At 70.8% G+C, this 25,670-nt stretch carries 24 protein-coding genes and 1 pseudogene; 7 read left to right on the top strand and 18 right to left on the bottom strand.

Features of this window, described 5'->3' with window-relative positions; all coding sequences use genetic code 11:
• Nucleotides 1-8 precede the first annotated feature (8 nt).
• The 3 genes from PVE36_RS06195 to PVE36_RS06205 all read left to right on the top strand — a co-directional run bounded on the left by PVE36_RS06195 (nt 9) and on the right by PVE36_RS06205 (nt 2,005).
• On the top strand, nt 9-1,214 hold the full coding sequence (locus PVE36_RS06195) for an acyl-CoA dehydrogenase family protein (protein WP_277455277.1): 1,206 nt from the start codon (nt 9-11) through the stop codon (nt 1,212-1,214).
• Between the two features lie 29 nt (nt 1,215-1,243).
• Nucleotides 1,244-1,447 (top strand): hypothetical protein, encoded by a 204-nt coding sequence (locus PVE36_RS06200; RefSeq protein WP_277455278.1) that lies wholly within the window; start codon nt 1,244-1,246, stop codon nt 1,445-1,447.
• A 162-nt stretch (nt 1,448-1,609) separates the two neighbouring features.
• Nucleotides 1,610-2,005 (top strand): ERCC4 domain-containing protein, encoded by a 396-nt coding sequence (locus PVE36_RS06205; protein ID WP_277455280.1) that lies wholly within the window; start codon nt 1,610-1,612, stop codon nt 2,003-2,005.
• On the opposite strand, the gene PVE36_RS06210 is transcribed toward PVE36_RS06205, so the two are convergent.
• The 8 genes and pseudogenes from PVE36_RS06210 to PVE36_RS06245 form a co-directional block, all read right to left on the bottom strand.
• Nucleotides 1,918-2,307: a type II toxin-antitoxin system VapC family toxin gene (locus PVE36_RS06210; RefSeq protein WP_277455281.1), complete on the bottom strand. Its 390-nt coding sequence runs from the start codon at nt 2,305-2,307 to the stop codon at nt 1,918-1,920. The genes PVE36_RS06205 and PVE36_RS06210 overlap by 88 nt on opposite strands.
• Entirely contained in the window at nt 2,304-2,573 is a 270-nt protein-coding gene (locus tag PVE36_RS06215) for a type II toxin-antitoxin system VapB family antitoxin (protein WP_277455282.1), read from the bottom strand. Before PVE36_RS06215 ends, PVE36_RS06210 begins: the two co-directional genes overlap by 4 nt.
• Nucleotides 2,574-2,699: 126 nt before the next feature.
• On the bottom strand, nt 2,700-4,160 hold the full coding sequence (locus PVE36_RS06220) for an APC family permease (RefSeq protein WP_277455284.1): 1,461 nt from the start codon (nt 4,158-4,160) through the stop codon (nt 2,700-2,702).
• Nucleotides 4,161-4,214: 54 nt separating this feature from the next.
• The gene (locus PVE36_RS06225; protein ID WP_277455286.1) at nt 4,215-5,861 is read right to left on the bottom strand and encodes an AMP-binding protein; all 1,647 of its coding nucleotides are present in this window, start codon (nt 5,859-5,861) and stop codon (nt 4,215-4,217) included.
• Between the two features lie 19 nt (nt 5,862-5,880).
• Complete coding sequence (locus tag PVE36_RS06230) at nt 5,881-7,386, bottom strand: hypothetical protein (protein WP_277455289.1); 1,506 nt, start codon at nt 7,384-7,386, stop codon at nt 5,881-5,883.
• Entirely contained in the window at nt 7,383-7,778 is a 396-nt protein-coding gene (locus PVE36_RS06235; RefSeq protein ID WP_277455290.1) for a hypothetical protein, read from the bottom strand. The genes PVE36_RS06230 and PVE36_RS06235 overlap by 4 nt, the downstream gene beginning before the upstream one ends.
• A 28-nt stretch (nt 7,779-7,806) precedes the next feature.
• A pseudogene (locus tag PVE36_RS06240) lies at nt 7,807-9,018 on the bottom strand (hydroxymethylglutaryl-CoA reductase, degradative); the annotation flags it as partial.
• Nucleotides 9,019-9,148: 130 nt separating this feature from the next.
• Nucleotides 9,149-11,071: a GAF domain-containing protein gene (locus PVE36_RS06245; RefSeq protein WP_277455292.1), complete on the bottom strand. Its 1,923-nt coding sequence runs from the start codon at nt 11,069-11,071 to the stop codon at nt 9,149-9,151.
• 72 nt (nt 11,072-11,143) lie between these two features.
• Here PVE36_RS06245 and PVE36_RS06250 point away from each other — a divergent pair, with 72 nt between their 5' ends.
• Nucleotides 11,144-12,199, top strand: a complete 1,056-nt coding sequence (locus PVE36_RS06250) for an oxidoreductase (RefSeq protein WP_277455294.1) — start codon at nt 11,144-11,146, stop codon at nt 12,197-12,199.
• Between the two features lie 216 nt (nt 12,200-12,415).
• On the top strand, nt 12,416-12,796 hold the full coding sequence (locus PVE36_RS06255; protein WP_277455295.1) for a hypothetical protein: 381 nt from the start codon (nt 12,416-12,418) through the stop codon (nt 12,794-12,796).
• 24 nt (nt 12,797-12,820) lie between these two features.
• Here the strand turns inward: PVE36_RS06255 and PVE36_RS06260 are convergent, their stop codons facing one another.
• A complete protein-coding gene (locus PVE36_RS06260) occupies nt 12,821-13,819 on the bottom strand; it encodes an MBL fold metallo-hydrolase (protein ID WP_277455296.1) in 999 nt (332 codons plus the stop codon).
• 89 nt (nt 13,820-13,908) lie between these two features.
• On the opposite strand from PVE36_RS06260, the gene PVE36_RS06265 reads away from it, so the two are divergent.
• Entirely contained in the window at nt 13,909-14,553 is a 645-nt protein-coding gene (locus PVE36_RS06265; protein WP_277455297.1) for a hypothetical protein, read from the top strand.
• Nucleotides 14,554-14,577: 24 nt separating this feature from the next.
• On the opposite strand, the gene PVE36_RS06270 is transcribed toward PVE36_RS06265, so the two are convergent.
• From PVE36_RS06270 to PVE36_RS06280, 3 genes are read right to left on the bottom strand one after another with little or no spacing between them, the layout of a single operon-like run.
• A complete protein-coding gene (locus PVE36_RS06270) occupies nt 14,578-15,378 on the bottom strand; it encodes a DUF1295 domain-containing protein (RefSeq protein WP_277455298.1) in 801 nt (266 codons plus the stop codon).
• Nucleotides 15,375-16,388: an asparaginase gene (locus PVE36_RS06275; protein WP_277455299.1), complete on the bottom strand. Its 1,014-nt coding sequence runs from the start codon at nt 16,386-16,388 to the stop codon at nt 15,375-15,377. Before PVE36_RS06275 ends, PVE36_RS06270 begins: the two co-directional genes overlap by 4 nt.
• Nucleotides 16,385-17,149: an alpha/beta hydrolase gene (locus PVE36_RS06280; protein ID WP_277455300.1), complete on the bottom strand. Its 765-nt coding sequence runs from the start codon at nt 17,147-17,149 to the stop codon at nt 16,385-16,387. The genes PVE36_RS06275 and PVE36_RS06280 overlap by 4 nt, the downstream gene beginning before the upstream one ends.
• Before the next feature lie 253 nt (nt 17,150-17,402).
• On the opposite strand from PVE36_RS06280, the gene PVE36_RS06285 reads away from it, so the two are divergent.
• Nucleotides 17,403-18,722: an HNH endonuclease signature motif containing protein gene (locus PVE36_RS06285; protein WP_277455301.1), complete on the top strand. Its 1,320-nt coding sequence runs from the start codon at nt 17,403-17,405 to the stop codon at nt 18,720-18,722.
• 176 nt (nt 18,723-18,898) lie between these two features.
• On the opposite strand, the gene PVE36_RS06290 is transcribed toward PVE36_RS06285, so the two are convergent.
• From PVE36_RS06290 to PVE36_RS06315, 6 genes are read right to left on the bottom strand one after another with little or no spacing between them, the layout of a single operon-like run.
• Nucleotides 18,899-19,624: a dienelactone hydrolase family protein gene (locus PVE36_RS06290; RefSeq protein ID WP_277455303.1), complete on the bottom strand. Its 726-nt coding sequence runs from the start codon at nt 19,622-19,624 to the stop codon at nt 18,899-18,901.
• 59 nt (nt 19,625-19,683) lie between these two features.
• A complete protein-coding gene (locus PVE36_RS06295) occupies nt 19,684-20,751 on the bottom strand; it encodes a glycerate kinase (protein WP_277455305.1) in 1,068 nt (355 codons plus the stop codon).
• Nucleotides 20,751-21,548: a DeoR/GlpR family DNA-binding transcription regulator gene (locus PVE36_RS06300; RefSeq protein WP_277455306.1), complete on the bottom strand. Its 798-nt coding sequence runs from the start codon at nt 21,546-21,548 to the stop codon at nt 20,751-20,753. Before PVE36_RS06300 ends, PVE36_RS06295 begins: the two co-directional genes overlap by 1 nt.
• 29 nt (nt 21,549-21,577) lie before the next feature.
• A complete protein-coding gene (gene pdxA, locus PVE36_RS06305) occupies nt 21,578-22,624 on the bottom strand; it encodes a 4-hydroxythreonine-4-phosphate dehydrogenase PdxA (protein WP_277455308.1) in 1,047 nt (348 codons plus the stop codon).
• Nucleotides 22,621-23,991, bottom strand: coding sequence for a four-carbon acid sugar kinase family protein (locus PVE36_RS06310; RefSeq protein WP_277455309.1), 1,371 nt, complete (start codon nt 23,989-23,991; stop codon nt 22,621-22,623). The genes pdxA and PVE36_RS06310 overlap by 4 nt, the downstream gene beginning before the upstream one ends.
• A gap of 4 nt (nt 23,992-23,995) precedes the next feature.
• Nucleotides 23,996-25,495, bottom strand: a complete 1,500-nt coding sequence (locus tag PVE36_RS06315; protein ID WP_277455311.1) for an SLC13 family permease — start codon at nt 25,493-25,495, stop codon at nt 23,996-23,998.
• Between the last annotated feature and the right edge of the window lie 175 nt (nt 25,496-25,670).

Below are 25,670 nucleotides of genomic sequence, written 5' to 3' on the forward strand. Positions count from 1 at the left end.
GCAGACCCATGGACTTCAACCCCAGCCCCCGCACCGTCGAGCTGCAGGAGGCGATGTGGGACCTGATGCGCAAGCACGTCTTCCCGGCCGAGGCGACGTGGGCGCAGTACCTGCGTGAGCACGGGGTGCACGAGCACCCCCCGGTGATGGAGGAGCTGAAGGAGCAGGCGCGTCGCCGCGGGTTGTGGAACCTCTTCCTGCCGGAGTGGTCGGGGGTGAGCAACCTCGAGTACGCGCCGATCGCGGAGATCTCCGGCTGGTCGCCGGTCATCGGACCCGAGGCGATCAACTGCCAGGCCCCGGACACGGGGAACATGGAGACGCTGAACCTCTTCGGCACGGCGGAGCAGAAGCAGCGCTGGCTCGAGCCGTTGAAGGAGGGCACGATCCGGTCGGCCTACGCGATGACCGAGCCGGACGCGGCCTCCTCGGACGCGACGAACATCCAGACCGTGATCCGGCGCGAAGGCGATCATTACGTCGTCAACGGGCGCAAGTGGTGGATCACCGGGGTGGCTGACGACCGGTGCGAGATCTTCATCGTCATGGGCAAGACCGACCCCGGCGCGGCGACGCACCGCCAGCAGTCGATGGTTCTCGTGCCGCGGGACACCCCTGGTCTGCGGATCGAGCGGCACCTGCCGCTCTTCGGCTACCAGGACCAGCACGGTCACTCCGAGATCGTCTTCGACGACGTGCGGGTGCCGGCGGAGAATCTGCTCGGCGAGGAGGGCGACGGCTTCACCATCGCCCAGGCGCGTCTGGGTCCCGGCCGCATCCACCACGCGATGCGGGCGATCGGCATGGCCGAGCGGGCGCTGGCGCTCATGGTCGACCGGGCCAAGAGCCGGGTCGCCTTCGGCTCGCGGCTGGCCGATCAGGGCGTGGTGCAGGAGCACATCGCCAACTCCCGGATCGAGATCGACCAGGCCCGCCTGCAGGTGCTGCACTGCGCGTGGATGATCGACACGGTCGGCGCCAAGGATGCGCGCTACGAGATCTCGGCGATCAAGGTCATCGCTCCGCAGGTCGCCTGCACCGTCGTCGACCGGGCGATCGAGATCTTCGGCGCCGGTGGCGTCTCCGACGACTTCCCGCTCGCATACTTTTACGCGTGGGCGCGAGCGCTGCGCATCGTCGACGGTCCTGACGCCGTGCACCGGCGGACCGTGGCCCGCGGGGAGCTGAAGCCGACACCGCCCTTCGTCGGCTGACCCGACCACGCCTCCGGCACACTGGAGGCGTGGTGGACGACTTCCTCATCGCCCGCAACGCCGAGACGGACAGCCGCTTGCCGTACCTGGTGCGCATCCCGCTCGGGGAGGGGGTCGTGCTCAAGACGAAGGACGTGTGGCCACGCACCGCCAAGCTCTACTGCCACCGCACCCACGAGTGGCCCGAGGACGCGGGGATCATCGAGCGCGTCCCCGCCCGCTCCTGTACCTAACGTGGAGCGGCGATCGACCTCGTCCTCGACCGGCGGCGGGAGAGCCGCTCCCAGTTCATCGCCCGCATTCGCGGGGGTCGGTAGGCGATCTTCTGGCAGACCGCGCGCACGACCAAGCAGGCCCGGCCCAACGTCGAGCTGCCTACCGCGCGGGCGCAGGAGGTGGAGGACCTGCAGATCCTCGTGGACAGCCACGAGCGGTACCCGTGGCGGTTCACCCACCAGCAGGCGGTGACGAAGCGCTGGGGGTTGCCCTGCGGAGACTACGCCGTCACCGACGGGGAGCAGGTCGTCGCCGCCGTCGAGCGCAAGAGCCTGGCCGACCTCAGCTCGAGCCTCACCAGCGGCAAGCTCACCTACGCGGTGGCAGAGTTGAGCGACCTGCCGCGCGCGGCGGTCGTCGTCGAGGACCGGTACCACAGGTCTTCGCGCTCGAGCACGTGCGCCCGGCCGTGCCTGACGAGTGCTCATCAGGATATGGCGGGGACGACATCGGTGTGGGCGAAGTCCTCACCGACGAAGAGCAGGGGTTCGCCCGTCGTCACCGACAGGGCGTAGGCGAAACAGTCCCCGAAGTTCAACCGGGCAGGTGAGCCCGAGCCCCGGCCGAACCTCTGGTAGGCCCGACGAGCGATCTCGCCCTGCTGCACCGTCGTCGGCTCGATCGTGATCTCGAGTGCAGCGATGAGGTCGTCGAGTCGGGCGCCGTGTGAGGTGGACCGGGAGTCGGCAACGATCGACACCTCGAGCCGGGTGGCCACGGACATGAGGCAGGTGGCCTGCGTCGCCGCGCGGATGACCGCCTCGGATCCCAGTTCACCCTCGAGGACGGCCATGAGGGCGGAGGAGTCGACGATCACCGGGGGAGACCGGTCTGCTCGTCGAAGAGGTCATCGACGCGGCGGATGGTGCGGTCTGCGTCGGATGGGGTATCGAGGTAGGCGCGGACGATGCTGTGCACCTTGTCGACCTTCGCCGCCACCCTGTGCTGCTCGGGGTCGATGTCGTAGTCGGCCAACAATCGGGTCAGAGCCTCCTCGATGGCGCCGGTCTGCGACTTGCCCGTGACCGAGGCGGCTCGGCGTGCGAGCTCGTGGACGCGCTCATTCTTGATGTTCATCCCCATGGTCGAACTATACCTATTACGAAAGGTAGACGTATACCCTCTTGTACGTGCTCGGGCGCGCAGGTCTCGGCCGGACCACCGGATGACCGCCCTCAGGGCCCGATCAGCTGTCTGCGGGCGCTGGCGTCATGAGTGTGCTCGCGGACCACGACCACGCTCGGCCAGTTTGCCGAGAAGGTCGTCCTCGGCGTCCGGTCCCGGCCTGACGCCGCCGGGGATGCGGAGCAGGAACGCCAGGCCCAGCAGCCACCAGAGCCCGAAGATGACGTAGGGCTGGATGTCGAGCGCGGCGGGCATGCCGGGGATGTAGAGCGCCAGGAGGCACGCGGTGGCGATCACGGCAGCCACGCCGATCGCTGTGCCACCACCCGGCGCGCGGCCCCCGATCCTCAGCGGCCGGTCCATCCCGGGGTCACGCCGCCGCAGCACGAGGAAGACGACCGACACGAGCAGGTACGTGATCACGATCGACGGTGAGCTGGAGGCGACGAGCCAGCCCATCATCACCTCCCCGAAGAAGGGCGCGATCGCGCAGACGATGCCGATGAAGATCAAGGCGTTGCTCGGGGTGCGGTGAGTCGGGTGCAGCTTCGCGAACCACGTCGGCAACATGCCCGACCTGGCCATGGCCCACATCAGCCGTGAGGCGCCGATGAGGAAGGCGTTCCACGATGTCATCAGCCCCGCGAGCCCGCCGGCGATGACGAGGTTGCTGCCGAACTCGCCGGCGAGTGCGTCCATCGCATCGGCGGTCGCCAGGTCGAAGTCCTGCATCTCCGCGGCCGGCAGGGCCGTCGACGTGGTCAGGATGATGACGATGTAGAAGAGCGTGGCCATCGCCACGGAGACGAGGACCAATCGGCCGATCTTGCGCGGAGGGACGTTGATCTCCTCCGCCGACTGCGGGATGACGTCGAAGCCGACGAAGAAGAAGGGCACGACGACGAGCACGGCCAGCAGGCCGGAAGTGCGGGTGAAGAGCGGTTGCGCGTTGCTGACGTCGCCCTCCAGGAACGTCAGGCCGATCATGGCCAGGGCCATGACGATGAGGAAGATGACGACCGATGTCTGCAGGAGGCTGGCTGACTTGATGCCGCGAATGTTCAGGACTGTGAGGAAGGCTGCCGTGGCGGTCCCGATGAGTGCCCACACGAGGTATACGTCCGAGTCGGCGACGGTCCACAGCGGCACCGAGTACACCTCGGGCACGATGTAGGCGATGGTCCTCGGGATCGCCACGGCCTCGAATGCGGCGACGCTGACGTAGCCGCCGACGATCCCCCAGGATCCGATGAAGGCCAGTCGCGGACCGAAGCCGCGCAAGAGGTAGTTGTGCTCCCCTCCGGCCCGCGGCATCGCCGACACCAGCTCCGCGTAGACGAGCCCGACGAGGCCCATGATGGCGCCACCGATGACGAAGCCGAGCGCTGCGCCGAGCGTCCCTGCGTCGTTGAGCCAGGTGCTCGTCGTCGTGATCCAGCCGAAGCCGATCATCGCGCCGAAGCCGATGAAGAAGGTCTCCACGCGCCCCAGGGAGCGCTTCAGCTGCCCCTCGGCCGGAGCCGGTGGCGTGTTCGTCGGTCCCATTGGTACTCCTTCGAACAGGGGTCCGTCAGCCTATTCCTGGGTGCCGATCGAAGGCTAGGGCTTGGGGGCCCGGCGCGCAGACCTCAGCTCGCTGCGCCGGACCTTGCCGGTCGTGGTCATCGGCAGCTCGTCGATGAACTCCACCTCGCGGGGGTACTCGTAGGTCGCGAGGCGGGCGCGCACGTGCGCCCGGATCTCGCCGGCCAGCTCGTCGGAGGGTGAGTACGCGTCAGCGAGCTTGACGAAGACCTTGACCACCTCGCCGCGCAGCTCGTCGGGGACGCCGACAGCGGCGACCATCGCCACGGCCGGGTGCCCGATGACGCACTCTTCGATCTCGGCCGGACCGATCCGGTACCCAGCGGATGTGATCACGTCGTCCTCGCGACTGCTGAACCAGAAGTAGCCGTCCTCGTCGACGCTCCCCAGGTCGCCGGTGCGCAGCCAGCGATGAGGCTGGTCGTCGCTTCCCGTGATGGTCGTGAACTTGTCCTCCGTGGCGCCGGGGTTGTTCCAGTACCCGAGCATCACGACGGGGTCGTCGGCACGCAGCACGATCTCCCCCTCGGTCCCGGGAGCGGCCAGCTCGCCGTCGGCTCCGAGCACCGCGACATGGTGACCGGGGTAGGGCAGGCCCATCGACCCGGGACGCACGTCCCAGACCGCGGAGCTGTTGCCCACGAGGATGTTCGCCTCGGTCTGGCCGTAGATCTCGTTGATGTCCACGCCGAAACGCTCCCGGCTCCAGGCCAGCATCTCGCCTCCGAGGGGCTCGCCCCCACTCATGATGACGCGAAGGGAGTGGGCCAGGTCCGGTAGGTCTGCCTGCCGCATCATCTTCAACGCCGTCGGCGGCAGGAAGGTCGCGGTGACCTCGTGCTCGACCATCAGGCGCAGGGCGGACTCCGGCTCGAAGCGCGCCTTCGGTGTGGCGATGACCGGCCGTCCGTGGAACCAGGCCGGCATGAGCACGTCGAAGAGCCCGCCGATCCACGCCCAGTCCGCCGGGGTCCAGATCCGATCGCCCTCCCGGGGGAAGTAGTCGTACATCAGCTCGAAGCCGGGCAAGTGCCCCAGCAGCACCCGGTGGGCATGCAGTGCGCCCTTCGGTGCCCCGGTCGTGCCGGAGGTGTAGATGATCACGGCCGGGTCCTCGGACCTCGTCGCCTCCGCCTCGAAGCCGAAGGGGGCGTCCTCCATCAGTCCTTCCAGCGTGACGTGCTCGCCCCCCGGTTGCCCGCCGGCGACCACGATGTCGACACCGTCGAGGTCCCGGGTCACCTCGACGACGAGCTCGAGGCTCGCCGGGTCGGTGATGACGACCCGGGTGCCGCTGTCGCCCAGCCGGTAGCCGAGGGCCTGCGGACCGAAGAGCTGGGTCAGCGGGATCGCGATCGCACCGAGCTTGTAGGTGGCCAGGTGAGCGATCCCGCAGGCCAGTCCCTGAGGGAGCATCACCGCGACCCGGTCGCCTCGGGACACTCCGAGCCGCTGCAGACCTCCGGCCAGATGATCCGATTGCTCGGTCAGGTCCCCGAAGGTGTAGCGGCGGATCTGCTCGCCGACCACCTCGACGAGGGCGAGTGCCTCCTGGTCCTGCTCGGTCGAGCACGCCGTGCCGATGTTGAACTGCTCCGGGACGTCCCAGCGAAAGCCCTCTGTCAGGCTGGCGTGCGTCGCTCCGGCGATCCTCTCGATCATGCGGATGTCCTCCCTTCGCTCAGACGTTCTGCGGCGCGGGGACGGGCTCATGGCCGGGACCACCCTCGATGACACTCGCGAGGTGGGGTTCGGGATCTGTGGCACGACCTCGGGTCGCCATCGAGACGCCGATGTAGACGATCAGGGTGACCGCGAAGACGAAGGCTCCGACGATGACTCCCTCCGGCAGCGGTGTCCATCCGTACTTGCCGCCGACCTCGAGCACGAAGTTGAGGACGATGCCGATCAGGGCGCTGGAGATGGCCGCCTCCTTCGTGCCGCCCTGCCACATCATCCCGAGCACCAGCGCCGGGAAGAGGCTGGCGGCGAAGGTGCCCCAACCGAAGGTGCCTAGCAGGGCCACGACGTTGCCGATGTAGAGGGCGAAGGCGGTCGAGAGCACGAGGAGCACGGCGACGGCGATGCGGCTCCACAGCAGCTCGCGACGGACCGTGATGTTGAATGCGCGAGGGATGTCGCGCACGGCGCTGGCCGCGCCCAGGGTCAGGAAGCTCGACCCGGTGGACATGATCGCCGCGAGCAGACCGGCGATGACCAGACCTGCGACGACCGGGGGCGTGAAGTCGGTCAGGTACTGGGTGAAGGACTCGTCGGGGGAGTCCATCGCGGGGAACTCACCGCGCAGGGTGAGCACCGAGACGGCGGAACCGATCCCGACGACCATCAGAGTGGTGATCGCGTAGCCGGTCCCGCTGATGAGCGGTCCCCAACGCAGGCTGTTGCGCTCCTTGAGCATGAGGAACTTGGTCAGGCCGTGCGGCTGGGCAGAGCCGCCGAGGCTGAAGAGGAAGATCCAGCAGGGGATGGTCACCCACGGCGAGAGGCCGAAGGGCGTCGCCAGATCGGGTGCCTCGGCCTGCAGTGTCCGGGTCATCGATGCGATGCCGCCGCCGCTCTCCAGGGCGTAGTAGAAGGCGACGAAGGAGACCACGAGCATCAGCACGCCCTGGAAGAGGTCGGTGTACACGCCGGCGAGGATGCCGCCACCGATGACGTAGAGCCCGAGGACGGCCATGCCGATGATGGCGCCGGTGGTGGTGCTGACCTCGAAGATGGCGGCCACGACGATGCCCATCGCCAGCACCTGGGTCCCGAGATAGCCGAGGACGCCCAGCGCCACGGTCAGTCCCATGACGCCGCGTGCGACCGGGCTCTTGTAGCGCAGCTCCGCCACGTCACCGACGGTGTACATCTCACCCATGTCACCGACGCCCATCATCCGCTTGCCGAGCATGAGCCAGGTCAGAGCGAAGCCGAGAGGCGTGGCGATCATGACTCCGGAGACGAACCCGTAGCCGCCGGCGGTGACCGTCGAGGTGCCGCCGACGACGCCGAAGCCGCTCTGGATGGAGGAGAAGACGGCGACCGCCATGACGATGACGCCGAGGCTGCGGCCGGCGATGTAGAAGTCGCCGCTCGTCTTGGTGCGGCCGGTGGCCCACAGGCCGATGAGGAGGATGACGACCAGGTAGGCCGCGACGATCGAGACGATGGTGAGGTTCATGAGTGGTCTCCGGTGGTGGCGTCGGTCATGATCCGCCGGTGGAAGATGGCGTAGCAGGCGGCCACGATCAGGCCGAATGGCCAGATCGCGAGGAAGTAGACGGCGGTGGCGGGCACGAGCCCGAGGACCAGGTCCCTGCTTGATCCGGGATCATCTGCCATGGCGGCCTCGAGCCAGACGTAGAGGGCGATGTAGATGATCGGCACGGCGATCCCGTACGCGAGCAGCACTGCGTCCTTCCCGCGCCGACTGCCGACGCCGAGCAGGATGATGACGCCGATGACGATGAGGTAGGGGTAGAGCACCACGCGCCACGAGGCGGTGAGCATCCCGACGAGCATGATGGTGACGAGCACGAGCAGCAGCGTCACGAGTCGATCGGTTGATCGCATGTTGGTTCTCCTTTGTGGACGGGTGCCGTCAGGTCGCGTCGGTGTGACCCGACGAAGCCGAGGCGACGCTGCGTCGGTGCAAGGTCATGTGGCCGCGCTGGATGCCCTCGGTGGCCAGTGCGCGAAGGGCGGCGACGTTCTGGGCGAGCCCGACCGAGGTGATGACCTCGGCCAGTCGTTCCGCGCCGGTGATCCCCATGAGGCGCAGCGCCGCTCCGGCGCTCGGGTGGGTCTTGGTCGCCCCGCCGATGATGCCGACGGCCATCGGGAGCTCGAGGCTGACGGACAGGTTGCCGTCGGCGTCCTCCTCGAAGTGGGAGAGGGCCGAGTACCGCCCTTCGGCGGTGACTGCGTGGGAGTGCGCGCCGGCCTCGATGGCACGGGTGTCGTTGCCGGTGGCCAGGGCGACCGCGGTGATGCCGTTCATGATCCCCTTGTTGTGGGTGGCTGCCCGGTAGGGGTCCGCCTCGGCGAGCGCGGCCGCGGCCACCATGTCCCGCACCACCTGCGGCCCACCGATCTCCTGGACGTCGAGCACGGCGTGGGCACGTGTCAGTCGCCGGTCCGCCTTGTTGGTCAGGATGCGCAGGAGTGCGCGGCCGCCGGCCAGCTCGGCGATCCGGGGCGCCAGCGCCTCGGCCATGGTGTTCACCGCATTCGCACCCATGGCGTCGCGGACGTCGACGACGAGATGGACAACCACGTGGGTGCCGACACGGGTCTGCACTGTGCGCACGACGAGGTCACGGACCCCACCACCGAAGGAGACGAGCGCGGGGTCCTGCTCGTCCCCGGCGGCCATGAGCTCCTCTCGCGCGGCCAGGACGCGCAGGCGGGCGGCCTGCGGGTCGGCCACGTCCACCACCTGGATCTGCGCCTGCATCATCGGGGCGCTGCAGGAGGCGTGGAACCCACCTGTGGGGCGGGCGATGCGTGCAGCGTGGCTCGCGGCCGCGACGACGGAGGGCTCCTCGGTCGCCATCGGCACGAGCACCTCGACGTCGTTGACGATGAAGTTCGTGGCGACACCGACCGGTACTCCGAAGACGCCGACCACGTTCTCGATCATGTGGTCTGCGCGGTCGACGGTCAGGCCCCCTTCGTCCGCCAGGGCCTCGAGTCCTCCCTCCGGGAGACCGGCGGCGGCGAGGGCCAGGCTGCGACGGTCGGCGGGGGATCGGTGCCGGAAGTCCGTCGGCCTGCTGGTCGTGCCCATGCGCTGCTCCCTCGTGACGGCAGCGTGCCGCCGGTCAGCGGCGCCGCTGGTGGTCCGGCGATCGCCCGCCGGTGATGACTCACGCTAGGGAGGGCGTGACCCAGAACACAGAGACGATCCATCCATCGTCTGCGGGGGTGAGTGGATGGATCCTCTACTTCGGGTGGATGAGGCCGTGCATCCGGGTGGCCACCGAGATCCGGAAGAGGAGCTCCGGCTCCCGCCAGTCCTCGCCGAGGAGCGAGGTGATCCGCTCCAGCCGCTGCAGCACGGTGTTGACGTGCACGTGCAGCCGGCGGGCGGTCCGCGTGGGGCTGGACTGGGCGTCGATGAAGGCCGCCAGCGTCGTCAGCAGGTCGCCGCCGTGACCGGCGTCCCAGGAGATGACGGGGCCGACCACGACGTCGATGAACTCCTGTGGGTCCGCGCCACCGGCTCCGAACATCGCGAGGTACGGCGTGTAGGCGCGCACGTCGGCGACACCGTCGCTCCGGCCCATCGTCTCGAGGAGCGCGGCGCACCGACGTGCGGTCTGGAAGGCAGCGGCCACGTCCTCGACCTCGGTGATCGGCTGACCGGCCACCGCGAGCACGTGGTCCGTGCACCGTCGCGCGAGGTGCTGCCGCATCGCGTCCGCGGCCCCGGGGGCATCGACGTCGCTGGTGAGCGCCACCAGGAGCCCGTTCTCCTCGCCCACGAGGATGCTCGTGGGCAGTGCCCGCACCGCCTCCAGGGATGGGCGACGGGCCTCGGCGGAAACCGCCAGAAGCACCAGCGAGCTCACTCGATCGAGGTGGATGCCGCGCCCGCGCGCCCGGGTCGTGATGGTCGCCGGGTCCTGGCTGCGGGGATGGAGCAGGTCCGAGAGGATCTCGTCGCTGACCCTGTTCTCGGCGTCGAGGATCGCGTCCTGCTTGATCGTCACCAGGGCCATGATCTGCGCGGCGCGCTCGGCGGTGCGCCGCTCGACCGGGCCGAGCTCCCGCTCGCCGGGGCCGAGCAGGAGGGCGCCCAGGAGGGCGTCGTCCGAGACGACGGTAACCGCGAACTCGACCTCGTCGTCGGGCTCGACGGGCACACACCGGCCGGAACGACGGCTCCGGGCGATGGCCTCACGCACGGGGCCCGTGGGCAGGGCCGGAGCCCGCGCATCACCACCGGCGAAGGGGGCGTCCGCCACCAGCACGAGGTCCCGGCCGAGGATGACGACGCGTCGGCCGAGGGAGTGGCTGAGAGTCTCGGCGATCTCCCGGGCGGACCCACCGCCGACGACGACGGAGGTGAGGTCCTCGTGGACCCGGCTGGCACGCTCGGTGGCGGCGAGGTTCTCGGAGAGCACGGTGGTCGCCTCGCGAGCGGCCTTGGCGGCGGCCTGGGTCGTCTCGAGCAGTCGCGCTGTCTGCAGCACGATGGCGGCGTGGTCGGCGAATGCGCCGAGCAGGGCGATCTCGTCAGGACTGAACTCGTAGCTGGTGCGGTTGGCGGCGAAAAGCGCTCCGAGGACCTCGGTACCGGCCAGGAGTGGTACGCCGAGCAACGACCGCAGGCCTTCCGCCGCCACGGCCTTGTCGACGCTCTCTCCATGGGGTACCTCGAGGTGCTCCTGGTAGTCCGAGGTCCATTGCGGAGTCCTCTGCGTGACCACCCGGGTGGCCAGACCGACGCCCACCGGGACGACGAGATCACGCAGCTCCGGGGCGACGACACCCGAGGTGGTGCGCACGCGCAGGGCGTTGTCATGGTGCCCCGTCAGGTAGGCGACGTCGGCGCCGAGAAGTCGGCGTGCACGGTCCACGATCCGCTCGAGGAGGGTGTCGACGTCGCGCAGCTCGGCGAGCTCGCGCACGCCGGAGAGGATCGCGGACAGTTCCTGCTCACGTCGCCGCCAGCGGCGGAATGAGATGCGCACCTGGTCGGCCTGGCGTGCGAGGTGCTCGCTGGCCGCGGTGGAGATGCCCTCTGCCGCCAGCGCGGTGTGGATGCTCGTGCCCGATGCGTCGTCGGAGACGATGAGATCGAGGAGTGCCGAGACGGCGTCGACGGATACCGACTCGTGGGGAAGTGAGCCGCCGGTCATGGTCTGGCAGCGTAGCGCTGTGCTGGGCTCGTTCCGGTGGACACCCTCACCGAAGCGGAGCAGGGTTCCAACATGCGCACACACATCGCTGCCCTGTCCGCCCTCCTCACCCTCCCGCTCGCCGCGACCGCGTCGGCGGCAGCACCCCCTTCGTCCTCGGACTGGGAGGTGGGCGTCGTCGACTCCGACCAGAGCTTCCGCGGGCTGGACGCCGTCGACCGGGATACCGCCTGGGTCGCCGGCGGCAGCGTCAGCGGTGGCGCCGGGTCGGTCTACCGGACCACCGATGGCGGCGAGACGTGGCAGGACGTGCGCCCGCCCGGCAGCGACGGGCTGATGTTCCGGGACGTCGAGGCGCGTGATGACGACACCGCTGTGGTCCTCGCGATCGGGCCGGGGGAGGCCTCACGGGTCTACCGGACCACCGACGGCGGGCAGTCGTGGGAGGAGGCCTTCCGCAACCAGGAAGAAGCCGCCTTCTTCAACTGCATCGACTTCGCGCCCGGTGACCGCGTCGGGCTCGGGGTGAGCGATCCGGTCGACGGGAAGTTCCGCATCATCCGCACCACCGACGGGGGAGCGAGCTGGGAGGTGCTGCCGGACGCGGGCATGCCGGACTCGAGCGGCGAGGTGAACTTCTCCGCCAGCGGCGACTGCCTGACGATGACCGGGCACGACGCGTGGTTCGGCGCCGGCGGTGAGGACGCCCGGGTCTACCACTCCGACGACCGCGGCACCACGTGGGAAGCCGGCGATGCCGCGCTGCCCAGCGGTGCGGCCGCCGGTGTCTTCGCGCTCGACTTCGCCAACCCCAGGCAGGGGATCGCAGTCGGTGGCGACTTCGCCGACCCGAGCGCCGGTACCAGCTCGACCAGCGGTGACGGCCGTCAGTGGGACGGAGCCGGCGAACTCACCCACCTCGGCGAGGACGTCGCCTGGATCAACCGTGGCCGGGCCACTGCGTTGACCGTCGGCGAAGGGGGCGGCACCGGTGGCACGAGCATCACCCACGACGGTGGCCGGACGTGGGAGCGGATCGGCGACGAGGCCTTCCACACGCTGGATTGCGTGCCCTCGGGGGAGTGCTGGGCTGCCGGTGGCGACGGGCGCGTGGGGCGCAGTATTTGAAACAAAAACACGAAATTGATAGTATTTTTTCGTCCACCGCAGGACAACGAAGGGGAGTGACCGGGGCGTCGTGCCCAGCAGAGAAGTAGAGCTGCTGTCCGGCGTGGAAGCCATTGTGCTGCTTGGTCGCTCGGGGGATCGCCGATGCGGTCTGGTCACCGCTCGGCACGCCGGGTGGGGACGTCCTTCGCGCGACGTACCAACTCATCCGGGGGGATGTCCATGTTCTTCAAGGCCTTCATCACGTCTGCCCTCGTGGCATTCCTGGGGGCTCTCGTCGTGGGGGTGGCGATCCTGCCGGGAGTGATGACCCAGCAGGCGCGCACGGTGGAGTTCACCACTGTCGAGCCGAGCGCCGCGGTGCCGGCCGCTCCGATGGGTGCGCTGGAGGCGGCTCTCGCCCATGCCGAGGCGCACGGCCTCACCGACTGCGTGGACCCGGCGCACGCCCGTCTGGACGACGTGGTTCTGACCGTTCCCGGTGACGCCGGCGCCGACGTGGTCATCACCGAGGTCGGCTTCGACGAGGCCCTGGTGTCCGGCGAGCTGGGCCGGTGGAACGTGCTGGCATGCGCGGTGGCCGACCGTGCGCCGTGAGCCCGGCCCGCCGTCGCCCCGGCGTCAGCTGTAGCGCCAGACCCCGTCGACCTCGACCTCTCGGACCCGCTCCTGGGCGACGAGCACCTGCAGGTGTGCGAGGGTCTCGGTGGTGGCAAGCATCTGGTTCATCGGGTCCAGCTCCGACAGGTGCCGCTCGTGACGCGTCCAGCGCAGGGACTCGGTGACCGCGAAGCCGGACGAGGCGCCGGCGCGCACGGCGGTCTCGGTCTGGGCCAGACGCCTCTCGTGGTGGGCCAGCAGCTCCTCGACACGGGCGTGCAGCCCACCCCCGGCCGGGCCGTGCGCCGGCAGCAGCAGACGGTCGCGCTCGAGGAGCATGTCGGCCAGTGACCCGAGGTAGTCCGCGAGGGGTGTCCTCACGGGCCTGGCCTGGAAGCCGATCGAGGGCGTGATGTGCGGCAGTACGTGGTCCCCGGCGAAGACGAGGTCCGACTCGTCGTCGAAGAAGACCACGTGCCCCTGCGTGTGACCCGGCGTCGCCCGCACCCGGAGCGAACGGCCTGCTGCTGCAACGCACTCCTCGTCGCGCAGCCAGCGGTCCGGATCGCGGTAGCCGGCGAGGTCGACCGGGTCCACCGGCAGGGCCGCCAGGCCCTCGATCACGCTCGTGGCGTCCGCGGCGAGGAGGAGGGCATCCGCCCCGGTGAATGCTCCGTCACTCGCGCGGATCGCCTCGAGCTGCTCGGCCTCCCCCTCGCCCAGACCGACGACCAGGTCCGCACGTCGTCGCAGACCGAGCGCCATCGTGTAGTGGTCGCGGTGGTGGTGCGTCACGAGGCACTGGTCGAAGTCCTGCGTCGCCAGCCCCAGCTCCCCGAGAGCGTCCTCCAGCGCACGCCGGGCGACGTCGATCTCCCACCCACCGTCGATGAGGGTGTGCGAGTCCTCACCGATGACGGCGTAGACGTTGACCGCCTTCAGGCCGTCCATCGGCAGTGGAAGGGGGATCCGGTGCACTCCCGGCGCGACCTCCTCGGGTCCCGGCCTCGTCCAGCCCATCGTTCTCCCTTCGTCGCGGTTGCCCGCCACCGTAGCCGTGCGCTCGGCGAGCGCCCTCCCCGCTCCCGCGGGCGTGACAGACTCACGTGGTGACCACGTGGCACGACCCCGACAACCTCATGGCCGCGATCCGACAGGGCCGCGTGCGCGTGGGGCCGCACGCCCAGGCAGTGGCGCTCATCCTGCACGGGGGTCGTGCCGTCGAGCCGCGACCGCGTCGCTCGCGCGACGTCTCCTACCTGCGGATGCTGCCCTTCGCGCCCGCGGTGTGGCGGGCCTCGCGAGGACGGGTCGCGCCGGTCCTCGTGCACAACCAGGAGGGAGGCTGGATCGCCCCCACCGGGAGCGGCCTGGCCCAGACCCGCGAGCTGGTGCGGCGTCTGGCCCACGAGCACGGACTGCCGGTCGTGCTCCTGGGCCACTCCAGCGGCGGATGGGCGGCGCTGCGGTGCGGTGACGAGGAGGCGGTCGCCGGCAGCGTGGCACTCGCTCCGTGGATCGGCGAGGAGGACCCCGACGACCACCTGCGGGAGAAGGTCGTGCGGGTCGTCCACGGTGAGGCGGACACGGTGTGCAGCCCGCAGCGGTCACGCGACTTCATCGAGCGGCTGCGCTCCGCCGGCGCTGACGCGACGTACCAGGGGCTGCCGGGTGGACACGCCCTCCTCGAGCGTCCGCGGCGGTGGCACGTCCTCGCTGCGCGGGCCGTCGTGGAGGTCGCGGCGCGCGGCTGAGCGTCGACCGGTGGTCGCGGCAGGTCAGGGGCGCTTCGGCGGCAGCGGGACGAACATCGAGGTGCGCTCCGCGTACTCCGGGTAGCCGGGCCGGTCGGCCATCCGCCGCTCGAGCAGGCGGGCGCCGGTGGCGAAGGCGAGGACGTAGGTCATGGCCACCGGCGAGAGCACGGTGAGCACGCCCGGCCACGCCTCGGCGGCAATGAGCCACAGGCCCCACCACACGCAGGCGTCACCGAAGTAGTTCGGGTGCCGCGTCCACGCCCACAGACCGCGGTCCATGACCGTGCCCCTGGTGGTCGGGTCGGCCTTGAAGGCCTTGAGCTGGGCATCGCCGATCGCCTCGAAGAGGAGGCCGACGAGCCACACGAGCGTCCCGAGCGCTGCGATGGGACCCAAGGGCTCGTCGGTCGTCCCGGCCACCATGAGCGGCAGGGCGACGAACCACGCCACCACGCCCTGCGTGAGGAAGACCTTGCGCACCGCCACGGCGAAACGGCGCTCGGGCGGGACGTCCTCCAGGAGCTCCGCGTAGCGCGGATCCTCACCGGCGCCGCGCAGACGACCGACGAGGTGCCACGCGAGACGCCCACCCCACACCGTGGTGAGCCCGGCGAGCAACCAGGAGCGGGTGCTCCCGTCGCCCGTGACCACGCTCGCCCAGGCGATGAGGACGAAGAGGAGCGGCCACGTCGCATCGACCACCGCGAAGCGGCGCTGGCGCCGCGCGACCCCCGCGGTGACCACGAGCGCGGCGGCGACGACGCCGATTCCCGCCAGCCCGACGACGCCGAGCCGGATCATGGCGACGACGAGGTAGCTCACGACGACGTCTCGGGTCGGACGGCTCCCCGGTCCGCGAACTCCTCCCTGACCTCCCCGAGCCCGACACCTCGTCGAAGCAGCTCGGCCAGCAGGACCCGGGCCTTGCGCGGGTGCAACCAGCCGGCCGGGACGACCCCGCGGGCGAGCAGGTCGACCTCGGAGCCGGCGTAGCCGTAGCTGGACCGGTGCGTGGGGCCATCGCCCGCGCGGGTCGCCATGACGACGACCACGTCCGCGTCGATGGCGCGCTGGACCGCGTCGACCATGCGCTCCGGGACGTGGCCGACACCGAAGCCGGCGATGACGACGCCGCCGTGACCCGCCTGCACGACGAGGTCGAGCACGTCACCGGTGTCGTCCAGGTGGGTCTCCAGCAGTGCGACCGAAGGGGGAGTGCCCCCCTTCGTCATGGGCAGTGCGGGTCGTCGGACCCCGGCGGGGCGCAGGTGCAGCCGCTCCTCCTCGAGGAACCCGAGCGGCCCGAAGGGCCGGGAGACGAAGGCGTCCGGGTGGCTGCTGCGCCCCTTGAGGACCTCCACGGCGGTGTGGACCGTGTCGCCCATGACGACGAGCACGCCGCGGTCACGAGCCTCCTGCGAGGAGGCGGTGAGCACCGCGGCGAGCAGGTTGGCCGGCCCGTCGGCCCCGGGCGTGGTGGGAGGACGCATCGCACCGGTGACGACCAGCGGCTCTGGGCGGTCCCAGTGCAGGTCCAGCCAGTAGGACGTCTCCTCGATCGAGTCCGTCCCCTGCGTGACGACGATGCCGGAGGCCCCCGCCGCCACCCGGTCGTCCGCCCACTCGATCACCGAGGTCAGGTCGGCGGAGGTGACCGAGGCGCTCGGCCAGGTGGCCAGTGTCGTCGCCGTGATGTCGGCGACCTCGCCGAGCCGGGGGACCGCCCCGATGAGGTCGTCAGCCGCAAGGGTGGGGGTGACACCGCGCCCGCTCTCCGACGTCATGGCGATCGTGCCGCCGAGTGCGGCCACGCCGATGCGGGGTGCGTTCACGCGTCGCTCGACGACAGGGTCGACTCGATCGCCGCCACCAACGACACCGGCGTCTCGAACATCGCGTAGTGGCCGGCGTTGGGGATGACCGTCAGCTCGCAGCCGGGCAGCTGCTCCAGCCAGGTCGCCCGCATCGTCTCCTCGCCGAGGGCGGGGTCGTGCTCGCCGACGACGGCGTGGACCGGCACGCTGACCGCGGGCAGGTCGGCGACGAAGTCGGCGCCCGTCCACGCCTTCAGGTACCCGGCCACTGCCTCCGGCCGGGAGTGCTTCGCGGAGTAGGCGACCATGCTCTGGATCCAGCTCCTGGGCTGACGGTTGCCGGTCGTGAAGTCGATGATCGCGTAACGGTTGGCGTGGTCCTGTGCCGCGCCGTCGAAGAGGGCATGCGAATCCGCATCGAGTGGCACGCCGGAGGCCGGGACGGGACTGATGCCCACCAGGGCGGTGACCCGTCCGGGGTCACGGCTGAAGGCACGCAGCGCCATGGCCCCGCCCATCGAGTGACCGACCAGCGCGAACCGCTGCCAGCCGAGGTCGTCGGCGAGGGCGAAGACGTCGTCGGCGACCTCGTCCAGGGTGTAGCTGCTCTCGACGTCGGCACGCGACCCGTAGCCACGCAGGTCGAAGAAGGCGACGCTGTACGCCTCGGTGTCCACGAGGTCCGGCAGCAGCCCCCAGCCGTCCTCCCCGCCGAACCAGCCGTGCACCGTGATGACCTTGGTCGGGCCCTCGCCCACGAGCGTGTGCTTGATCGTCATCGATCTCTTCCCCTTCGCATCCCTGTCGACCGCAGCGGGCGCGGCGCTCGCTGCTCCGTCTTGGCGGTGGGGAGTCTATGGCTGGGGTGGGACAGGGCGAAGGGAGCGGGAGACCCTCCCGCTCCCTTCGCCATCCGTGGGGTCCGGTCGGCGAGCTCCACGCTCGGTGGTTGAGGTGTGAGTTCGCTCGGCGAGCGAGCCTCGAAACCATGCCCCGGGCTGGGTTGTCGGTGGTCGCTGGCAGAGTCTCTTCATGGCGATGACAGCGCAGTGGGACGAGGGCTACGGGACTGCTCCCGGCCTGCGTGACGCGCTGCGCTCGTTGACGCAGGGCGCTGGTGGTGGCGGGGAGCTGTGGCGTCTGGGGGACGCGGAGGTCACGGACGCGTTGGCCGTGGTCGGGCAGGCACGCGCCCTGCTGGAGGTCGCCGAGGTCGACCTGGTCCGCGAAGGCCTGCAGCGGGGGTTGCCGGGGGAGTCGGCGTGGTCGCCGGCGGACTGGGTCACCCGCGCCGAGGGCCAGCGGGCGCCGGACCCGGGGGTGCGGCACACCGCGTCGGTGGTCCGGGTCGCGCAGGCCGGCACCCGGATGGCTGGCCCATCGGCGCTGAAGGCCACAGATGCCGTCAACGACCTGAGAGGAGCCTTCGAGGCCGGGGAGCTCCCGTTGGGCAAGGCCGACCAGCTCGCGCGCTTCCATGCGCAGGTCGCGCCGGTCGCGGACGAGGACCTGCTTGAGGCCGAGATGACGATCCTCGTGCAGGGCGCCAAGGACGATGTCGTCGAGACCGGTCCGCAGGGGCGACGCCGTGAGCGGGTGCGGGGCCTGGACGAGAAGGAGCTGGCGGTGGCGATCACCCGCACGGGGCGGTTGCTGAAGCCGGAGAAGGAGAGCGAGGACGAGGACCGCCGCGCCAAGCGCGGCCGCTCGTTGACCAAGAGCCAGGGCCCGGCCGGCATGTCGCTGTATCGGGTGGTGCTCGACCCCGAGGGCGCCGCGGTCCTCGACGCGGCCCTGGCCGCCCTGTCGGGACCGGTCAAGGGACCCGACGGTGCACCCGACGAGCGGCCCGCGGCCCAGCGCCGGGCGGACGCGCTGGTGGAGATCATCCGCCGCGGGGTCGCCTCCCCGGGGGCGGAGCCGACGTGCGAGAAGGCGCAGGTGGTGGTCACCATCGGCCTGGACGACCTGCGCGAGGGCACCCACGGCGCGGGGGTGACCGCGACCGGGCAGGTGCTGGCCCCGTCGGTGGTGCGCAAGCTGGCCTGCGACGCGGGGATCGTCCCGGTCGTGCTCGGCGGCGACAGCGAGATCCTGGACCTGGGCCGCTCGGCGCGCTGGTTCACCCCCGGTCAGAAACGCGCCCTGTGGCTGCGGGACGGCGGCTGCACGTATCCCGGGTGCACCATGCCCCCGCAGTGGTGCGACGCCCACCACGTGGCCTGGTGGTCCCGCGGCGGGACCACCGACATCGACAACGCCGCCCTGCTGTGCCAACGCCACCACACCAGGGTCCACACCCTCGACCTGCGAGCGAGCATCACCCCCACCGGCGTGACCTGGCACCTGTAGCGACCCCGCCCCACAGCCCTTCCCCAAGGAAGGGCTCGAAGGCATGCCCTGGGCGGGGCGTGGTCCGGTGCCTCCAAGGGGGATCGTGGGGCGGGTGCCTGCACGGGCGGGGTCGCGACGCCGGTGTCTGCACGGCGGGTCGGGGGGCCCAGGAGGGAGCATCCGTGCAGCGGGTCCTACGAGGGAAGCAGTCGTGACGCGAGCCAGTCCGTCGTGACCGGCCACGCACGTGCGGATGCCTCCGCGTGGTGGAAGGCAGGTGACGGGTTGTCGAAGGCGTGGCCCGCGCCGTCGTAACGGCAGAAGGTCGCGTCCTCGGCAGCCGTGACGGCCTGCTCCACGGCGTCGACGCCCTCGGCCGGGATGAACTGGTCGGCATTGCCCCAGTGGTGCAGCTGGGGTGACCGGATGCGGTCCGCGATGTCCAGCAGGGTCGGGATCTGCGAGCCGTAGTAGGCGACCAACGCATCGGGCGCTTCGCCCTGGTCGGCCAGCTGCGCGGCGGCTGCCCACGCCAGACCACCACCGAAGCAGAAGCCCACCAGCCCGGTCCGGCCGACCACCTCGGGCCGCTGCTTCAGGTGCCGGGTCGCTGCGACCGCGTCGGCGACGGTCTGGTCCCAGTCGAGCCGACCGGCGGCTCCCATGGCTTCCTCGAGTCCGTCCATCGCCTCGCTGATGACCGGGCTACCCAGGCGCCAGTAGGACTCCGGAACCAGGACGACGTATCCCAGGTCGGCGAGATCACGCGCCCGTGAGCGGATGTACTCGGTGACGCCGAAGATCTCCTGGAAGAGCACGATCCCCGGGCCGCTCCCGGCCGCAGGCAGGAAGAGCTGGACGGGCAGACCCCCGTCCTCGACGGTGACGGTGGAGCGCTCGTCGGGCATGGTGTCGGTCATGCCGGTCACCCTTCCACGAGTCCCGACAGGACGGCTAGAGCCGCTCGACGACGTGACGGCTAGAGTCGCTCGATCTCCTGCTCGACCACGCGTTGGATGCACTGTGCCGTCCGATCCCACGACGCGTCCGCCCCGAAGCGCTCACTGAGGTCGACGGCCGTCACCCGGGCGGGCAGGTCGGGGACGTCTGCCCGGATGGTGCCGGCGATGATGATCACCGGGAGGTCGTGGGGGAGCGCGGCCTCCACGACGCCACCGACGACCTTGCCGTTGAAGGACTCCGCGTCCAGGGCGCCCTCGCCGGTCACGACCACAGCGACTCGCCCGAGCGCGTCATCCAGACCGACTTGCTCGGCCACCAATCGGAGCCCCGGGAGGAGCTGCCCGCCGAGCACGAGCAGGCCGCCACCCAAACCACCGGCGGCACCACCGCCGGGTGCGGTCGCGAGGTCGACATCGTGGTCGGCCAACCAGTTGTCGTAGCGGTCCTCGTAGTGGGCGCGCACCCGGTGCAGTCGGTCGGTGAGCTCGTCGACCTGGTCGGGGTCGGCGCCCTTCTGCGGACCGAAGGCCCGGGCTGCGTCGGTGAAGACCGTCTCGACGTCGCAGGCGACCAGCAGCTCGACGCCGCGGTCGACCGGTCGGTCGCCGCCCAGACGATCGACGACGGCCTCGACGGCCGCCAGCCCACCATCGGTCATGGCGGAGCCGCCCAGCCCGACGATGATGCGGCGCGCCCCGTCGAGGACGGCGTCGGCGATGAGCTCACCGGTGCCGCGGCTGGTGGCCGCCATCGGGTCGTTGTCCGAGCCGCCACCGGCCAGGTCCAGGCCCGAGGCGAGTGCGCTCTCGATGACGGCGACACCGTCCTCGTGGCGCCACCGCGCCTCCACCCCGCGGCCGTGCGGACCCGTCACCCGGCTCGTGCGGTTGGGACCGCCGAAGGCATCGAGCATGCCCTCCCCGCCGTCGGCCATCGGAGCGGCCACGACGTCCCAGCCCGACGCCTCGGCCGCCGCGGTGACCGCGGCGACCACCTCCGGCGCGGTCAGTGACCCGCGGAACTTGTCCGGCGCGGCGAGCAGTGTGCGACGGCCGGGTCGACCCCCTTCGTCCATGGCCGTCATCACCCCTCCGTGCGGCCTGCGGCGAGCGGGAGCACGTCGACTCCGGCCTCACGGAAGGGCTGCAGACGGGTCTCGCTCGACTCGTCGGTGATGAGTGTCCAGCCGCGGGGCAAGGGGGCCCAGGCCGGCACCGCGCCCGGGGTCAGCTTGGCGGCGTGGGCGAGGACCACCGTGCGGCGGGCGTTGCGCGCGGCAACCTCCTTGGTCGCGGCCTCCTCGATGGTCGGCTCGCCGACACCCCGGTCGGGGTGGACGGCGTCGCAGCCGAGGAAGGCGATGTCCACCGCGAATCGCTCGAGGACGAGCTGCGTGATCGAGCCGGTCAGTCCGTGGCTGGAGGGCGAGACCGCGCCACCGACGACGATCACCTCGATCGGGCTGTCCGCGAGGGCCAGGGCGATCTCGACGCCCCGGGTGAGGACGGTCAGGTTCGTTCGGGTGCGCAGGTTCTCGACGAGGTGGGAGGTCGTGGACCCGGCGTCGACGAAGATCGTCGCCCCGTCCTCGACGAGCCCGGCCGCTGCCGCACCGATGCGCGCCTTGGCGGTCACCTCGAGGGTCATCCGCTCCTGCAGGAGCGTCTCCCGGAAAGGAGCGAAGGGCTGAGCACCGCCGTAGGTGCGGGCGATCACGCCCTCGGCCTCGAGTGAGGCGAGGTCGCGGCGCACCGTCGAATCGGAGACCGCCACCGCGACCGCGAGGTCCTCCACGCGGGTGACCCCCGAGTGCAGCAACCGGACGATCTCGCTCAGCCGCTGGCCACGGCCCCGGTGCATCCCGGCGCGGTGCTCGTTCATCTGGCTGCCTGACTGTCGTGGGGGGCCGGTCACCTGGGCAGGTACTCCTCCCGGATGCCGTCGACGAAGGGAGCGTAGTCGACAGCGGCGAGGTAGGCCGAGCGCATGGTGCCGTGGTCCGCCTTGCCCTTGCCGGCGATGTCGAAGGCGGTGCCGTGGTCGACCGAGGTGCGCAGGATGGGCAGTCCCACGGTCACCGAGATGGTGCCGTCGAAGTCGTAGGTCTTGGCGGCGATGTGGCCCTGGTCGTGGTACTGCGAGAGCACCCCGTCGTAGCGCCCGGTGAGGCCGTGGTGGAAGACGGAGTCGGCCGGGATTGGGCCCGTGACCTGCAGGCCCTTGTCGTTGACAGCCGCGACGGCGGGGCGCAGGATCTCGATCTCCTCGTCGCCGAAGGCACCGTTCTCCCCGGCGTGCGGGTTGATCGCCGCCGTCGCCAGGCGCGGGTTCTCGACGCCGTAGATCTGCAGCGCGCGGTGGGCGCGCTCGATCGAGTCGATCTGCGTCTCGACGGTGATCTTGTCGAGTGCCTTGCGCAGGGAGGTGTGCCGGGTGGCGAAGAAGATGCGCAGGTGGTGGCCGCCGTGGGCGTCGTTGCGCACGACGAACATCGTGTCCTGCTTGGTCACGCCGGTGAGCTCGCCGAGCATCTCGGTGTGGCCGAGGTGCTCGCTGCCGGCGGCCCAGATGGCCTCCTTGTTGATCGGGCCGGTGACGATGCCGGCGATCTGCTGGTCCATCGCGGCCTTCGTCGCGATCTCGATCGCTGTGATCGCCGCGCGGCCGGCGGTGCCGTCCACGGTGCCCCACTCGAGCATCGTGTCGCCGAGCACGCCGATGTCGTGGACGTCGATGACGCCCTTGCCGGCGGGTGGGGTGTCCCAACCGTCGACGCTGCGCACCTCGACGTCGAGGCCGAGGACCTCGACGGCCTTCTCGAGGGCGATGCGGTCACCGACGGCGATGCCGTGGTGGTCGGGGTCGCCGGCGAACTCGGCGAGGGTCTGGGCGGTGATCTCGGGGCCGATGCCGACGGGGTCGCCGACGGTCAGGGCGAGGACGGGAGCGGTGCTCATGGTGTGGTGTCTCCTTCGTGGCCCGGTCGGGCCGACGTCGTGGGTGGAAGGGGGTGGGTCAGGGACGGTGCGGCGCGGACGGCGCGGGTCCTCGCCTGGGCCATCTCGGCGAGGCGGTCGAGGCACTGGAGGGTGGTCTCCGTGTCGCCGACGAGTCCGCCCTTGGTCACCATGGGCAGACCGACGTGCGGTCCGGAGACGATCTCACCGGCCACGGCGAGGGGCACGACCTCGTCCTCGACCTCGAGGCCCTGGCCGTCGAGGTGGTGCAGCACGGCGGCGGTGACGTCACCGCCGGTGGTGAAGAGGCCGTCCACGGGGGACTCCGCGAGGGCACGTCTGGTGATCTCGCCGAGGGCGACCGGCAGCTCATCACCCTCCTCGGGGGAGAGCCGGCGCAGATCGCTGCCGTCGAGCACCGTGGCCACGAGGACGATCTCACCGGGGCCGGCCTGCTTGAGGGCCTGCACCACGTCCGGGACGGTGGCGTCGACGTCGGGGACGACCGAGTCGGGCAGTGTCGTGGGGCGCACGACCCGGCAACCGCGCTCGGTGATCAGTCGGTGCAGCTGGGCCCGGGTGAGGTCGGTGGCCGATCCCGAGACGGCCAGCAGCGGCCCGGCTCCGGACCGGTCGGGGAGCCCGAGCGCGGTTGCCATGGCGAGGGCGCCCGGGCCGGGGTCGACGGTCACCCACTGGACCCCCTCGTCGGCGGCCACCGCGGCGGTGGCGACCTGGTCGAGGTGCTCAACGGTGAGGGCGTCGGCGACGATGACGTCGATGTCCTCGCGGAGCAGGGCGCGGATCGACGCGACGAGCTCCGTGTGGGGGCTGGTGACCGCACTCAGCCCCAGGTAGCCGATGCGCAGGTCGGTGAAGCGGGTCAGCAGCTCGCCCACGTCGGAGGTGTCGACGGGGGTGCGGGGGTCCCTGGCCAGCTCGGTGTGCTCGAGACGACGACCTTGCAACAGTTGGTGTCCATCGACCGTGACCCGGCCGGCCAGGGGGTGGGCCGTCAGGCACAGGCCCATGACCCGGCGGTCCGTAAGCTCCCGGACCGCCGTGAGCATGGCCTCGGTGGCGACCCCGATGTTGCCGCGCAGGGTGGTGTCGACCCGGGTGCCCAGCAGCTCGACCGGCCAGCCGGCCCGCACGGCGTCGTGGATCGGTCCACGCACGTCGTGCGGGTCGGCGTGCCGTGAGTCGGTCGTGACCACGATCGCGTCGAACTGCGGGTGGAACCGCGCGATCGCGCTCCACTCGTCGGCCCGGCCCAGGGTGACCGCACGCATGCCCGTCCTCGCGAAGCCGGCTGCGCTGGCGTTGGCGCCGGTGAGGTCGTCGGCGACGACGAGGACGGTGGCCATCTCGTCAGCCCATGACCAGGTCGAGGATGAAGAGCAGCGGCAGGGACCCGGCCCACACGGCGGTGGTGATGCCGGACCAGCCCTTCAGCGCTGCCGTCCCCTCGAGGCCGGTGAAGCGGGTGACGACCCAGAAGTAGGAGTCGTTGAAGTAGCTGAAGACCATCGAGCCCGAGGTGCACGCCAGGACCGCGACCACCGGGTCGATGCCCAGGCTGCTCACCAGGGGAGCTGTGACCGAGGCGGCGGTGATCATCGCGACCGTGCCCGAGCCCTGGGCGACACGCACGACGCTGGCGATGACGAAGGGGACGAGGAAGGCAGGCAGAGCCGTTGCGGCGATGGCCTCGGCGAGGGCATCGCCGACACCCGAGTCGCGCAGCACCTGACCGAAGGCGCCACCGGCACCGGTGATCAGCAGGATCAGGCCGGCCGAGGCGGCGGCGTCGGCGAACCAGCCCTGGACCTTGCTGCGCGGAGTCCAGCGGGGGAGCAGGACGTAGACCGCGAGGACGGCGCCGATGACCAGGGCGACGACCGGGTTGCCGAGGAAGGCGAAGGGGGTCGTCCATCCGCTGGGCTCGTACTCACCGGAGAGGACGCCCTGCTGGTTGCGGTCGATCGCCGCGGTGACGGTGTTGCCCACGATGAGCAGCAGCGGGACGAGGAGGGGGAGGGAGCCGAGGAGGGCGCTCACGGGGCGGTGCTTCTGACCGGCGGGAGGCTCCCCGAGGTAGGCAGCCGGGTCGTAGGTCTGCACGTCCGCGATGTCGTCGCCGCGACCGGTGGCGGTGTCGCGCTCGTCGGACTCGCGGGTCAGGGTCGCGGTGGAGCCCGTCCCGGTGGTGGCGGCGTGGCCGTAGACGGCCTCCCGGACCTCGGGGATGACGCGGTCCTCGAGGAGCGGGCCCACCCAGCGGGCGTAGATCACGACGACGGGTAGCAGGATGACGGTGAAGACCAGGCCGGCCACGATGACCATGCCCAGGTCGGCACCGAGGATGCCGGTGGCGGCGAGCGGGCCGGGGGTCGGGGGGACCAGGTGGTGGGTCAGGGTCATGCCGCAGCCGAGGGCGAGTGCGAGGGCGACGTAGCCGCCGCGCTTGACGCGCGCGATGGAGCGGGCCAGCGGGTTCATGATCACGTAGCCGGAGTCGCAGAAGACCGGGATGGAGACGAGCGAGCCGACGGTGCCCATGGCCCACTCCTCACGGCCCTTGCCGAAGCCCCTGAGGAAGGCGCGAGCGAGCGCGTCCGCGGCCCCCGAGACCTCGAGGAGTTTGCCGATGGCCACACCGAGGCCGATGACGATGCCGATGCTGCCCAGGGTCGAGCCGAAGCCGTCGGTGATCGAGCCGACGATGTCGATGAGCGGCTGACCGGCGACGATGCCGGTGACGAGCCCGGCGATGAGCAGGGCGATGAAGGCGTCCAGCCGGGTGCGCAGCACCAGCACGATGATCGCCGCGATGCCCAGCACGAGGGCGAGTAGCAGTTGTATGTCCACGATGACACTCCTGAGCGCGAGGGGCGGGCGTCACTGCCCGACCTGAGCGAGTATGGCACTCGTAGTTGCGCAGAACAAGCATTCAGTGCTTGAAACGCGCAGAAAAAGTCCGTCACTCCGCCCGTAGCATGCGAAAACGCCTTCGGTCCTGATCCGTGGCACGGATCAGGACCGA

This window comes from Janibacter sp. DB-40 (genome assembly GCF_029510815.1).
Taxonomy (GTDB): Bacteria; Actinomycetota; Actinomycetes; order Actinomycetales; family Dermatophilaceae; genus Janibacter.